We start from the raw sequence: 13,354 nt of genomic DNA, 5'->3' as shown, positions 1-13,354 counted from the left end.
TTACAGTCTCCTTCCGGGCGATGATAAAATGATGTCTTCGATTTGCTGCAAATGTGTTTGTTCTTTATGAAACGGCGTCATAATGGTTCGTATGCGTTCTGCCGACCCTGCGGGAAGGATCTGTTTGGCAAATGCGGCCAATGTGCCGGACGGCCCGGCATCAATATACAAGCCTTTTTCACGGCTTTCTGCGAATTGAAGCGCTTCTCGGAATCGAATCGGCTTTCTGACGATATCCCAGAAAAAGTCTGCTTGAATATCGGTCTCAGCCTCTCCGGTCATACTGGAAATGTACGGTATAAACGGAGTCCGGATTGATTTCCGGGCTAAAAAACGCTTGTACGGCAGCTCCGCCTGATCAACCAGCGCCGAGTGAAATCCGTATGATACCGGCAATAGCTGATGAGGAATCTGCTTTTCTCTCAAATCGTCCATGATTTTTTTGATGTGTGCCCGCTCTCCAGAGATGACAAAGTGAGAATGATAGTTTACAGCTGCCAATTCACTATGTTCGCGCAGCAGCGGATCATCTTGATATAATCTCGGATCACCCAGTACCGCAAGCATGCTGCCGTTACGGCATGTTTCCGTAATGATTTCGGCCTGCTCCAAGACGCAATCTAAAGCATCTTCGGCGCTAAGCACTCCCGACACAGCGGCCGCGGCATATTCTCCGAGGCTCGCTCCGATCACATAATCGGGGCGTATCCCTTTTTGCTCCAAAGCATACGCAAGTGCGTACTCAGCCATAAAAATGGCAGGATGGCTGAAAAGAAGGCGGTCAAATGGATCGGACAGACGATTGGCTGTATGATAAATCTCTTTAACGACAGAAAAACCGAAACGGCTGACAGCAAAATCGTCCAAGTCGAGCATTTTCCGCCGAAAAGCTGCGTTATGTGCAAACAGCTCTTTTCCCATTTGATAGTATTGAGAACCCTGTCCGGAAAACATGAAAACAATTGGCTGGCTCATTTGTTCTCCTTTTTATTGCTTATTTTTTTAAAATATTGATTTATGAGTTTTCGTGATGTCATGTGAAGTGATGTGGCCGTGATGTTGTATGATTGGCAATGTTGTGTGAGATAAGAATTTCGTCTTACAATCCGCTACATGGCGGGTGAAGCTTCAGTTTCTTTTTTGATGCGGTGAATAAGCCCTGTCAGCACATGGCCCGGTCCGACTTCTTCAAATTCCATCGGCCCTTTGTTCAGCAGATAGCGGATGCTGTCGTTCCATCGCACTGAATGGTCGATCTGATCGGCCAGAACGGAGTGGATTCCGTCTTGCTCATAAGGTCTGGCATACACGTTAGAAATGACAGGAATTGATATAGCAGAAAAATGAAATGACTGTAAAAATTTTTCGAACTCTTGTTTTGCTTCGCTCATATATCTCGAGTGAAAAGCACCGCTTACGTTCAGCGGATGAAACAGCGTAACATCTTTTATTCCTTCGAATACGGTTTTGGCTCTTTCAATGTCTTCTTTGCGTCCGGATATGACAACTTGGTGAGGAGAATTCATATTGGCAATGTCAATCGTATGTAACCCGTGCGTTTGAAGGGCGTCTTCCGCTTGAGCCGGAGTTAATCCCATAACGGCGGCCATTTTTCCGTCAGTGGCCATACTCATTAATTCGCCTCTTTTACGGACAAGCTGCAGGCCTGTAATAAAATCAAAAGCGCCTGCGGCAAACAGCGCATTATATTCTCCCAAACTGTGGCCGGCCACATAATCCGGCTTTATGTCATTGTCTTGGATTTTTTTCAAATAGCTTAACGCGTTTACAACATATAAAGCAGGCTGAGTGAACTGCGTCTTGTGAAGGTTGGAATACGGATTCTCAAGACAAAGCCGTTTCATAGAATATCCGAGTGTTTCATCAGCCTGCTCAGTTAAGTCTTTAAATTCGTCAAACAATGAACTTCCCATTCCCTGTTTTTGAGAACCTTGTCCGGGGAATAAGTATGTGATCATTTTCTCAGCCATCCTTTCTCGGATTCAGATAAGAAGCATGTTCAAATTGATAGTAACTTCACAAAAATACCATGTCAAGTTAATTTATCCTATGCGGACTCCTGAAGAATGCCTATTTAACCCTGCCCAGAAGGCGGATTCAGGTCTTTCGGAACTGGCATAAGGCGAATGTCCCGCCCGGCTTTTTTCAGGAAAACTCCCGTCACCCAAGTGATTATTACCAAAAATTAAGCAATAACTATCATTCCATTTCAGTTGTTTCTAGTTCCGAAAGAAAAAGTAGATAAATAGAACTAATTATACGCTACTTAAAATGAAACAGCCCTTTTTGATTTTTTCTGTTGCGAAAATTCACAAAATGTTCTTTCTTGTCAATCTGAAAGTAAATATTGTTTTTCAGAAGACTCTCCATTTTTTGTCCCGGCTTCTCCCCGAAAGAGTGTCCCGGATATACACGCACATACGGCGGAATGGAGGCTTTGATCCGCTGTATACTGTCAAACATATCCTCCGCCGAGCTGCCCCTGTCCTCACATATACCGCAACCCTCTGTAAACACGGTGTCACCGGTAAAAAGATGATCAGAAAGCAAATAGCACATTCCCCCGGCCGTATGTCCCGGGGTCAGTATACTTTTGATGATAAATCCCCCCGCGGCAAAGGTCTGACCGTCTTCAAGCGCTATTAAGTTTCTGCACCGGAATTGATAGAAATCGATTTCAGCCGACGACATGTATATATCAGAATGATAGATTTGCTGAAGCGGCTCCGCCAAGTTTACATGGTCATAATGTGAATGTGTTAATAAAACAGCTGATAAATCAACATCCAACTCATGCAGTTTATCGGTTATTTTGCCGATTTCCCAAGACGGGTCCACCGCTATCGCAGAATTTCTGGCACGGTCTGCGATAATATAACAATAGTTGGACCACATCTGATGATACGTTTTGATTTGATGCACTTCATATGTATGATCCATTGTCACCATTCCCATTTAAAAGATCCGGGCAGACTGCTGCCGCCGCCCAGCTGACTGTAACCACTTTACCAGATGACACCACGTTTTTCCATGGATTTTCCGGTAAAGTTAAAAAACTTTCTGCTCCTGTCAAAAGCACCAGGCTGTGCCCTTTCACAAATTGCTATGCTGATATATAAGGAAATCAGAATATTCATATAGATGAATTCTTTAGGGATATTTATTCATTAAAGCTGAAACATTTATTCGGGTTTCCGGCAGAAGAAAAACGAAAAGTAAGCCAAAACTATAGAACTAGTTATTTAGACCTGATTCTTTTTTATTTCAATTATCAAAATGTTTCAACGTTAATATCAGCATAGTATTCAGTTGGTCTTTAAAGGCAAAAATATCAGATTCTCAAAAACAAAAAAAAGGAACACCAGACTGTTCATCCAGTGTTCCTTTCTTTTCATCTTACACGTTCTACATCACGCGTTTAAACATCTTTTCCATCTCATACGTGCTATGGTGAATAATGATCGGCCGGCCGTGCGGGCATGTGAACGGGTCTGCCGTTCGGCGCAGATCGTCCAAGAGCGCTTTGATTTCATCGTTGCGCAAATGACGGTTCGCTTTGATCGAGCCTTTGCAGCTCATCATTATGGCGGCTTCCTCCCGAAGTTTTTTAATGTCGATCTGTTTGGCGTCAAGCACCTGCTGAATGATTTCTTCAATCAGTTCAGCTTCTTCCCCTTTTGGAAACCAGGCCGGATGGCAGCGGACGATATAGCTGTTAGTGCCGAAAGCTTCTAAAAATACCCCTACACTTTCAAGCTCATGCTGATGCTGTTCAATGATAAGCGCTTCATTTGCCGCATAGTGAAAGGTGAGCGGCACGATCATATCCTGCACTTCAGGCTCAACCTGCCCGACTTTTTCCCGGAAATATTCGTATTTAATCCGCTCTTGGGCCGCATGCTGGTCAATGATATACAGGCCGTTTTCGTTTTGGGCTAAAATATATGTCCCGTGCATTTGGCCGATCGGATACATGACCGGAACTCTTTCTTCCTGTATTTCTTCGGAGACAGCTTCCTCTTCCGGCGCCGGAATATCAGAAACAGGCGCAGCCATTTCCGGCATGCTGGTTTCCGACGGCACTTCATGATCCGCTTCATTTGGGTGAAACTCTTCTTCTGTTACCGGCGCCGGCTCTTTTACGACCGAACTCAGCTTCATCGGCGAGTAAGACGGCTCCGGCGTTTTTTCAGGCAGTTTCCGCTCAGGCTCACTTTCACCGAACGTCATAAATTGCTGTTCATTTTTGATCGGTGCCGGCGCTGATTTTTTCGGAAGCTGGGCGCTTGGAATAAGCCGCTGCTTTTGAAAAACTTCCTTTATGCCGTCACGGATCAGCTCATGCAGTTCCGTCTCTTTGCTGAGGCGGACTTCAAGCTTCGACGGATGGACATTGACATCGACTAAAATCGGATCCATCGTAATTTCGATAAACGTAATCGGATGGCGGCCGATCGGCAGAAGCGTGTGATAGCCCTCATGCACCGCTTTTACAAGCGGGAAATTCTTAATGTATCTTCCGTTAATGACAGATGACATGTAGTTTCTGGATGCACGCGTGATTTCCGGCAGCGCAATGTAGCCCTTGACTTCAAAATCAAGTGAGCTGACATGGAGCGGTATCATTTTTTTCGCAACCGCCGTCCCGTAAATTGCGGCCAGCACATGGCGCACGTCCCCGTTTCCGTTTGTCTGCAGCAGGTTTTTCCCCTGATGGCGGAGGCGGATCGATACTTCCGGATGCGCAAGAGCGATCCGGTTGACGACATCCGTAATATTGCCGAGCTCCGTATGCACGGTTTTCATATATTTTAATCTGGCGGGTGTATTGAAAAACAGGTTAGTGACGATGATCTCCGTCCCTTTTCTGCTGGAAGTTCTCTGTTCAGAAATCATATTCCCGCCCTGAAGAATGAGATGAGTTCCCGCTCCCTCGCCGATGCTCGTTTTGATTTCCAGATGAGAAACAGACGCGATACTTGGCAAAGCTTCTCCGCGGAAACCGAGTGTTCTCACCCGGAACAGGTCATTTTCATCTTTGATTTTACTGGTCGCATGGCGGCGGAAAGCCCGCTTGCAATCCTCGGTTTCCATACCTTCGCCGTTGTCGAGCACCCGAATCGACGAAAGCCCCGCTTCCTCTATATCGATTTCAATGACTGTGCTGTTTGCGTCGATTGCGTTTTCCACCAATTCTTTAACGACAGAGGCGGGCCGTTCCACCACCTCACCGGCCGCTATTTTATTTGAAAGCTCATCTGACAGCTGGATGACTTTTGCCAAGTCCGTCACCTCTTTCTATTTTAATTTTTTTTGCAGCTTGTACATTTCATTCATCGCCTCAAGAGGCGTCATATCAAGAATATTGATCGACTTAAAGGCTTCAAGCACTTGTTTTTCTTTATGAGAAACAGCCGGTGCTTTCTGTTCTTTTTCACCGTCTGCAAAAAAGGACAGCTGTGCCGGTTCTTCCTTGACGACGGGCTTTTTCTCAGGTGCCGCCGGAAGCTCCGGTTTATCTCCTGACTGCTCTAGCTGTTTCAGAATCTCCTGCGCGCGGCTGATCAGATCATCCGGGAGCTCGGCAAGCTGGGCGACATGAATGCCGTAACTTTTATCGGCGGCTCCTTCTTTAATTTGATGGAGAAACACGACCGTTCCGTTATATTCCTCGGCGCGCACATGAACGTTTTTCAGCTGAGGAAGCTTATCTTCAAGCACCGTCAGTTCATGATAATGCGTGCTGAACAGTGTTTTAGCGCCGATATGATCATGGACATATTCAATAATCGCCTGTGCCAGCGCCATTCCGTCATACGTTGACGTCCCGCGTCCGATTTCATCGAACAGGATCAGGCTGTCTTTTGTGGCGTTTACGATCGCGTTTTTCGCTTCCAGCATTTCCACCATAAAGGTGCTTTGTCCGGAGATCAAATCGTCCGCAGCCCCGATTCTCGTAAAGATTTGATCAAAAATCGGCAGAACTGCTTCTTTTGCGGGCACAAAACAGCCGATCTGGGCCATGATTGATAAAAGTGCGATCTGTCTCATGTACGTGCTTTTACCTGACATATTCGGACCCGTAATCAAAAGCATTTCCCGTGATTCGCCCATCAGGCAATTGTTCGGCACATATTCTTGACTGTCCATCACCTTTTCAACGACAGGATGTCTGCCTTCAATGACTTTTACCTCATTATCGGAAAAGACGGGCTTTGTGTAATGCCTGTTTTCACTGATCGTGGCAAAGCATTGCAGTGCGTCGAGCTCACTCATTTGCTTGGCTAGACGCTGCAGGCGCGGAATAAATTGCTTAACCTTTTCACGCAGTCCGGCAAAAAGCTCATATTCCAGCTCGCAAATGTTGTTTTCCGCTTCTAAAATAAGCGCTTCTTTTTCCTTTAATTCCGGCGTAATGTACCGTTCGGCGTTTGTGAGCGTCTGCTTCCGCTCATACCGCCCGTCCTCAAGGAGATGAAGGTTTGCTTTTGTGACTTCAATATAATAGCCGAACACTTTATTAAAGCCGACCTTTAATGAACGGATGCCTGTATACGCGCGTTCCTGCTGCTCCAGTCTGGCAATCCAGTCTTTTCCGTTTTTGCTGGCGTCACGGTACTCATCAAGCTTCTGATGATAGCCGTCTTTTATTAAGTTGCCTTCCTTTAAAGATAACGGCGGGTTTTCATGCAGCGCATCTTCTAACAGGTCAAGCAGATCTCCGCACGGGTCAATCAAGCCGGCGCGTTCTTTTGCTTTTTTATGGTTAAGAGACCCGACAAGCTCTTTAATGCTCGGCACCTGTTTTAACGATTCTTTCAGCTGGATTAAATCCCTTGCATTGACGTTTCCGAATGCGACCCGGCCCGCAAGACGCTCCAAATCATACACTTCCTTCAGGCGTTCGCGCAGATCTTCACGCTCAAACAGATGATTGATCAGCGTCTCGACCATTTCCTGACGTTCTTCGATTTGGGATGCCCTGATCAGCGGGCGGTCAATCCATTGTTTGAGGAGCCTGCCGCCCATTGCTGTTTTCGTCTCGTCTAAAAGCCAGAGCAGTGACCCTTTTTTGCTTTTCGAACGAATCGTTTCTGTCAGTTCAAGATTCCGTTTTGAATACAGATCAATTTTCATCGCTTCTTCCAATTCATACACTTGAACCGGCTGCAGGTGATCCAGGCTCCGTTTTTGCGTTTTCTGCAAATACGTATATAAACGCATAAACGTCTCTGTCAGCTCTTCGCCAGGTAAGTGCTTTGCGATTTCAATCCGGTCTGTCATTTTCCCGTCTTCGATGGAAATCGTTGCGCCGCACCGTTCTTTCAGCTGGGCCGCTGTATTTTCATTAAACTTGCTTGATACGACAATTTCCTTTGCGCCGACTGAATAAATTTCTGACATGACATCTTCAATCCGTTCAATAAATACGGCGAGGTTTTCTCCAGTCGTTAAGTCTGATAAAGCAAGGCCGTATCCGCCAGGAAATGCGGAAACGGAAGCGATAAAATTGTTTTCCGACTCATGAATGCCTTTTCCGTCCATCACGGTTCCCGGTGTGATCAGCTGGACGACTTCTCTTTTGACAACGCCTTTGGCCGCCTTCGGATCTTCCGTCTGCTCACAGATCGCGACTTTATAGCCCTTTTTAATCAGCTGTTCAATATAAGCCGCCGCGGAATGATAAGGCACGCCGCACATCGGAATTTTATCAGCCGATCCTCCGTCTCTGCTTGTCAGTGTAATTTCAAGCTCTTGTGACGCTTTTTTTGCATCTTCAAAAAACATTTCATAAAAGTCACCAAGCCGAAAAAATAAAAAGGCATCTTGGTATTCTGCCTTTATCTTCAAGTATTGCTGTATCATAGGCGTGTAACTAGCCATCATTTAATCCCTCACTATGTATCTTCTTTTCCGCATCCCATTATAACATAAACAAAAGAGTGATATCTTTATATATAAAAAAGAGACTTGGGGTGTTATCTCCCCTAGCCTCTGCTTATTCTTCAGGATCTCCGACTAAAAATTCAGGGTTAATGTCCTCTAATTCTTCGTCAAGATCGTCTTCCCAATCATCATCATCGTCTTCTTCCCAATCAGCATTTACTTCTACGACTACTTTCGTTTCCCCGACCACTTCCGCTAAAAACTCCCGCTCGGCCTGAACAACGATTTTATTTCCGTTAGGAGAAATGGTGACTTCAAGACAATTCGGCTGCTGCAGTACTTTGGCAATGACTTCGTGCTCGTCATCTAAGTAATTTGTATCTCTGTATCTGAGTTTAATCACGTCAACATACTTCACTCTCTCGGTTACAACTTCCGTTTTTGTATTATCGGCGTAAGAGTACCAGACGTTTATATCATAATACCCTTCAATCTCTACCGTTTTCCCAATCTTTTCGGCATCATACTTGTGATTGATAATCCAGCCGCCCAATATGCTTGACGGTTTTTGATCAGGTGAGATCGTGTTGGTGCATTGGGTGAATTTTCTTCCTTTCGCAACTACCGCTTTCGTAATAATTTCCCTGTATTCAGACATTCCCGTAGGCCTCCTTGTTCTTCTTCGTGTTATCTTATGCTGGGCATTTGTCTCATGTGCATTTTTATAATAAAAATATAAAAATACAAAGTTTCTGTTTCATTGTATGCAGCCCTGCCCAGAAACTTTACTTTTAAGTCTGATAAAACTTTTTCGGGAAGATCAGGCGAAACGATAAAATGATGAATATTTAGTACATGATATAATTAGTTCTTTCAAAACAAAAAAACACGGGCCGATGAAGGCCCCGTGTTTAAAAGGAACAGCTGTTATTCGAATGTTTTACTTTTGAACCGGTTTCTCCCGTCAGCAGGTTGCCGCCGGTAGACGTAATGATTTCGTTTGTCACCTGATTGGAAATCGTGTGAGCGACAAGCTGAAGAAGGTCATTAACCTCAATCTGGGAATCTCTGAATTCCTGAATGATCGGAATCGCTTCAAGCTCTTCCTGCAGGGCGTCAATTTTACTTTCCACTTGTTTCAAAGCTTCAAGCTTTTCGTAATGCTTCAGGTTAACGGCTTGCTTTTGCAGGGCTTTAATCTGATTAATAATCACAGAGACTTTTTCATTTTCATTAATCTGCGCCTCGGCGCGTTTGAAAAAATCAACTTCTTCTGTTTCAGAAATCATTTTCGCAAGGTTCCTGGCCTGCTGTACAATGTCTTTCTTAGAGTAAAGCGTCATTATTATTTCACCTCGATTGCTTCTCCTGCCATCACACCGTCAAGCGACCATGTTTTCGCCTGTTCGATTTTGACGCGTACAATCTTGCCGATGGCGTCTTTCGGCCCTTTGAAGTTGACGAGCTTGCTTTTTTCCGTATAGCCGGCAAGAATGTCAGGGTTATTTTTGCTTTCTCCCTCAACTAATACTTCGACAGTCCGGCCTTCATATTCCTTCATTTTTTTGGCGGAAATTTCTTTCACCAAATCATTGAGGCGCTGAAGACGTTCTTTCTTGACCCTCATCGGAACGTTGTCTTTCATCTTCGCCGCAGGCGTGCCTTCACGAGGAGAGTAAATAAACGTATACGCGCTGTCAAATTCCACTTCACGATATAAAGAAAGGGTTTCCTCAAACTGTTCATCGGTTTCATTCGGGAAACCGACAATGATATCGGTAGTGAGTGAAGCGTTCGGCATCGCCGCTTTAATTTTTCCGACAAGCTCCAGATAGCGTTCTCTGTCATATTTGCGCGCCATCATTTTTAACATGGCCGAGCTTCCTGATTGAACCGGAAGATGGATATGGTCAAGCAGGTTGCCGCCTTTGGCGAGCACTTCGATCAGATGGTCATCAAAGTCACGCGGATGGCTTGTCGTGAAACGGATTCTCGGAATATCAATTTTACGCAGTTCGTCCATTAAATCACCGAGTCCGTACGTTATGTCCTCAAAATCTTTTCCGTACGCATTAACGTTTTGACCGAGCAGCGTGATTTCTTTATAACCTTCGCTTGCAAGTCTTCTGACTTCCTGGATAATTTCTTCAGGACGGCGGCTTCGTTCTTTTCCGCGGGTATACGGCACGATGCAGTATGTGCAGAATTTATCACAGCCGTACATGATGTTGACCCAGCCCTTAATTTTGCCGTTGCGGACCTTCGGAAGGTTTTCAATGACATCCCCTTCCTTCGACCACACTTCAATCACCATCTCTTTTGATAAGTATGCCTCTGATAACAGTTCCGGCAGACGGTGAATGTTGTGCGTGCCGAAAATCATATCGACAAACGGGTGCTTCTTAAGGATGCGGTTTACGACTGATTCTTCTTGTGACATACAGCCGCATACGCCCAGAATCAGGTCCGGGTTATTTTTTTTGAGCGCTTTTAAATGGCCGAGTTCGCCGAACACTTTGTTTTCAGCATTTTCCCGGATGGCGCAGGTGTTTAATAAAATGACATTCGCATCATCAACTGAATTTGTCGCTTCATATCCAAGCGCCATAAAAATACCTGCCATGACTTCCGTATCATGCTCATTCATCTGACATCCGTAAGTGCGGATATAAAACTTCCTGCCTTCCCCGAGGCCTTTAAATTCTTCTGAGATTTTAAAATCGTTATGATATTGAACGGATTCTTTGCCCCGTTTTTTCGCATCTTTTAATGAAGGCGGAATATATACGGCTTCGAAATACTTGCTGTAATCCTTTTCGGATTTTTTGTCCGCTGGATTTACTTGTCCGCTTTCCTGCTTTTGCTTTTCATTCATGTTCGAATGTCTCCTTTCAACCGAAACTTCCACCCTCAAGTATACTGGTTAAAAGCATTTGGCACAACCGCCAGCCTATTATTGTACACCTTATTGAGAATAAGAATCAATAAGAAATAAAAAAGAGGGAATCATTTCCCTCTTACACAAGCTGCAGCTCTTTTGCGGCGGAACGGATTACTTCAAGCGCCCGGTCAAGCTCCTCTTTTGTATGCTCCGCCGTAATAATGGTGCGGATTCTCGCTTTTCCTTGGGCGACCGTCGGATACACGATGCTTTGAGCAAAAACGCCGCGGGTCAATAAAAGGTCTGATAATCTCTGGGCTTTTTCTTCCTCACCTATTAATATCGGCACGATCGGCGTTTCGCTTTTTGTAAGGGTCAGCCCCATTTGAACCAGTTTGTCTTTGAAATACGCCGTGTTGTCCCAAAGCTTTTCCATATGCTCCGGCTCTTCCAGCAGGACGTCAATGGCTTCTATGCATGCGGCCGTCACCGCAGGCGGATGGGAGGTGCTGAATAAGAAAGGACGTCCTTTATGGCGCAGGTAATCGATTAGAACCTTGGACCCTGCGGCATATCCGCCAAGCACTCCGATGGCTTTGCTTAATGTGCCCACCTGAATATGGACTCTTCCGTCAAGCCCGAAGTGATTAACCGTTCCTCTCCCGTTTTTCCCGAGTACCCCGGAAGCATGCGCATCGTCGACCATTACAAAAGCATCGTACGCCTCTGCAAGTTTGACGATGTCAGGAAGAGGAGCGATGTTGCCGTCCATTGAGAAAACGCCGTCCGTGACGATCAGGCGCATGTGGTAATTCATTGATTTTTTCAGCACCCTTTCCAGATCGTCCATATCGACATGGCGGTACACCTTCTTATCTGCTTTTGTCAGCCTGATCCCGTCAATGATGGAAGCGTGGTTCAGTTCGTCAGATATAACGATATCCTCTTTTGTCAGAATGCTTGATAGGACGCCTTGGTTCGTTGTAAAACCCGATTGAAACACAAGTGCCGCTTCTGTTTTTTTAAAGTTTGCCAGCTTTTTCTCCAGCTCATTGTGCATCGTAAATGTTCCGGCGATTGTCCGGACGGACCCCGTGCCCGCTCCGAATTCCTCCGCGGCGCGTTTTGCCGCTTCGACAAGTCTTGGATGCGACGTCAAACCGAGATAATTGTTCGATGAAAGCTGAATCACGTTTTCCCCTTTGACTGCCACCGACGGCCCCTGCCTCGTTTCAATTTGCTTCATTTCCTGCCATGTTTTATTTTCTTTCATTTTATCAAGCTCTGCTTTTAGATATTCAAATTCTTTCATTGTAGAACCCTCCCCTTATGGAATCAGAATGACTTTGCCGCACTGGCCCTTTCTCATCAGGTCAAACCCTTTTTCAAATTCTTCAAGCGGAAACTGATGGGTGATCACCGGCGTCAGATCAACAAGGCCGGATTCAAGCAGATGCGATACCTGCCGCCATGTTTCAAACATTTTTCTGCCTGTGATCCCTTGGACAGTGAGACCTTTAAACACCACGTCATTTGTCAGGTCAATCGTCACCGGATGTTCCGGCAGACTCAGCATATGGAATCTTCCCCCGTTGGCCGCCATCTTTAATCCTTGTGTTATGGCTGCCGGGTGGCCTGACATTTCGCAGACAAGGTCTATCCCTTCTCCGCCCGTTAAGGTGTCAATGACTTCAAGCGGATCTTCTTTGTCAGCTGAAATGGTGATTGTGGCTCCCAATTTCTTTGCAAGAGCCAGCCTGTAATCATTTTTATCAATGGCCGCAATGCGGGATGCGCCGGCTGCCTTAGCCACCGCCACCGCCATCAGTCCGATCGGCCCGCAGCCGATAATTGCGGCGGAACCGCCTGCCAGATGGCTGTTTTCCAGCACCGTGTGAACAGCGTTGCCAAGCGGCTCTTGAACAGAGGCGACGGCAGGGTCCATGTCAGCGGGGTTTTTCCAAATGTTTTGAGCCGGCACTTTGACATATTCAGCGAATGACCCGGCTGTATCTACGCCAAGGATCTTTGTATGAGTGCACACATGATGTTTTCCTGTTAAACAGGGGACACAAGTTCCGCAGACGAAGTGGGTTTCCGCCGATACATAGTCACCTATTTTGACATTTGTGACGTGCTTACCCGTTTCTGCTACGATACCGCTGAATTCATGTCCGAATACTTGAGGTGTTTTGATTCGCTCCTGCGCCCATTGGTCCCAATTATAAATGTGAACATCTGTACCGCATATAGATGCGGCCTGTACTTTAATGAGAACTTCATTCTCATTAATGGAAGGTATGGGAATTTCTTTCAGAGTTGCTCCGAAAGCGTTTTCATTTTTAACGATAGCTTTCATCTTTCCTCCCAACATGTACACTCCTCCTCAAAAAAACACTGTAATAACTGGATTGTAACATGGTATCAGAAGGAGGTAAATACCAGCGTCCACCTGATAAAAACAATTGCTTCCGTCCGAAAAAATGGGCGGGATTTTTTTTGAATATTATATGAATAAAGTCGTTTATCATCTCTTCGTACTATTAATATAATATTGTGAGAAAA

10 protein-coding genes are annotated in these 13,354 nt (G+C 45.5%); all 10 read right to left on the bottom strand.

The genetic code is table 11. From position 1 onward, the window contains the following. Positions 1-975 carry an acyltransferase domain-containing protein gene (locus BAMF_RS29540; protein ID WP_013352329.1) on the bottom strand — a complete coding sequence of 325 codons (975 nt, stop codon included), beginning with the start codon at positions 973-975 and terminating at the stop codon, positions 1-3. A gap of 134 nt (positions 976-1,109) precedes the next feature. Then, positions 1,110-1,979, bottom strand: coding sequence for an ACP S-malonyltransferase (gene fabD, locus BAMF_RS29535; RefSeq protein ID WP_013352328.1), 870 nt, complete (start codon positions 1,977-1,979; stop codon positions 1,110-1,112). A 304-nt stretch (positions 1,980-2,283) separates the two neighbouring features. Continuing rightward, the gene (locus BAMF_RS29530) at positions 2,284-2,961 is read right to left on the bottom strand and encodes an MBL fold metallo-hydrolase (RefSeq protein WP_013352327.1); all 678 of its coding nucleotides are present in this window, start codon (positions 2,959-2,961) and stop codon (positions 2,284-2,286) included. Between the two features lie 465 nt (positions 2,962-3,426). Beyond that, complete coding sequence (mutL, locus tag BAMF_RS29525) at positions 3,427-5,304, bottom strand: DNA mismatch repair endonuclease MutL (protein WP_013352326.1); 1,878 nt, start codon at positions 5,302-5,304, stop codon at positions 3,427-3,429. A gap of 15 nt (positions 5,305-5,319) precedes the next feature. Further along, complete coding sequence (gene mutS / locus BAMF_RS29520; RefSeq protein ID WP_014470386.1) at positions 5,320-7,905, bottom strand: DNA mismatch repair protein MutS; 2,586 nt, start codon at positions 7,903-7,905, stop codon at positions 5,320-5,322. Positions 7,906-8,020: 115 nt separating this feature from the next. Next, the gene (gene cotE / locus BAMF_RS29515) at positions 8,021-8,566 is read right to left on the bottom strand and encodes an outer spore coat protein CotE (protein WP_013352324.1); all 546 of its coding nucleotides are present in this window, start codon (positions 8,564-8,566) and stop codon (positions 8,021-8,023) included. 253 nt (positions 8,567-8,819) lie between these two features. Then, positions 8,820-9,251, bottom strand: a complete 432-nt coding sequence (gene ricA, locus BAMF_RS29510) for a regulatory iron-sulfur-containing complex subunit RicA (RefSeq protein WP_013352323.1) — start codon at positions 9,249-9,251, stop codon at positions 8,820-8,822. 2 nt (positions 9,252-9,253) lie between these two features. Then, a complete protein-coding gene (gene miaB / locus BAMF_RS29505) occupies positions 9,254-10,783 on the bottom strand; it encodes a tRNA (N6-isopentenyl adenosine(37)-C2)-methylthiotransferase MiaB (protein WP_007611533.1) in 1,530 nt (509 codons plus the stop codon). A 142-nt stretch (positions 10,784-10,925) separates the two neighbouring features. Continuing rightward, on the bottom strand, positions 10,926-12,101 hold the full coding sequence (locus BAMF_RS29500; RefSeq protein ID WP_013352322.1) for a glycine C-acetyltransferase: 1,176 nt from the start codon (positions 12,099-12,101) through the stop codon (positions 10,926-10,928). Positions 12,102-12,116: 15 nt separating this feature from the next. After that, positions 12,117-13,163 (bottom strand): L-threonine 3-dehydrogenase, encoded by a 1,047-nt coding sequence (gene tdh, locus BAMF_RS29495; protein WP_014470388.1) that lies wholly within the window; start codon positions 13,161-13,163, stop codon positions 12,117-12,119. Positions 13,164-13,354 lie beyond the last annotated feature (191 nt).

Source organism: Bacillus amyloliquefaciens DSM 7 = ATCC 23350 (assembly GCF_000196735.1).
Taxonomy (GTDB): Bacteria; Bacillota; Bacilli; order Bacillales; family Bacillaceae; genus Bacillus; species Bacillus amyloliquefaciens.
The sequence above is the reverse complement of the archived record's forward strand: the minus strand, read 5'-3'. Positions and strand labels throughout refer to the sequence as shown.

What these genes read in the sequence shown, in the direction of transcription:
- BAMF_RS29540 (WP_013352329.1), bottom strand. Translation starts at nt 975, where the DNA reads ATGAGCCAGCCAATTGTTTTCATGTTTTCCGGACAGGGTTCTCAATAC.
- fabD (WP_013352328.1), bottom strand. Translation starts at nt 1,979, where the DNA reads ATGATCACATACTTATTCCCCGGACAAGGTTCTCAAAAACAGGGAATG.
- BAMF_RS29530 (WP_013352327.1), bottom strand. Translation starts at nt 2,961, where the DNA reads ATGGATCATACATATGAAGTGCATCAAATCAAAACGTATCATCAGATG.
- mutS (WP_014470386.1), bottom strand. Translation starts at nt 7,905, where the DNA reads ATGGCTAGTTACACGCCTATGATACAGCAATACTTGAAGATAAAGGCA.
- cotE (WP_013352324.1), bottom strand. Translation starts at nt 8,566, where the DNA reads ATGTCTGAATACAGGGAAATTATTACGAAAGCGGTAGTTGCGAAAGGA.
- ricA (WP_013352323.1), bottom strand. Translation starts at nt 9,251, where the DNA reads ATGACGCTTTACTCTAAGAAAGACATTGTACAGCAGGCCAGGAACCTT.
- miaB (WP_007611533.1), bottom strand. Translation starts at nt 10,783, where the DNA reads ATGAATGAAAAGCAAAAGCAGGAAAGCGGACAAGTAAATCCAGCGGAC.
- BAMF_RS29500 (WP_013352322.1), bottom strand. Translation starts at nt 12,101, where the DNA reads ATGAAAGAATTTGAATATCTAAAAGCAGAGCTTGATAAAATGAAAGAA.
- tdh (WP_014470388.1), bottom strand. Translation starts at nt 13,163, where the DNA reads ATGTTGGGAGGAAAGATGAAAGCTATCGTTAAAAATGAAAACGCTTTC.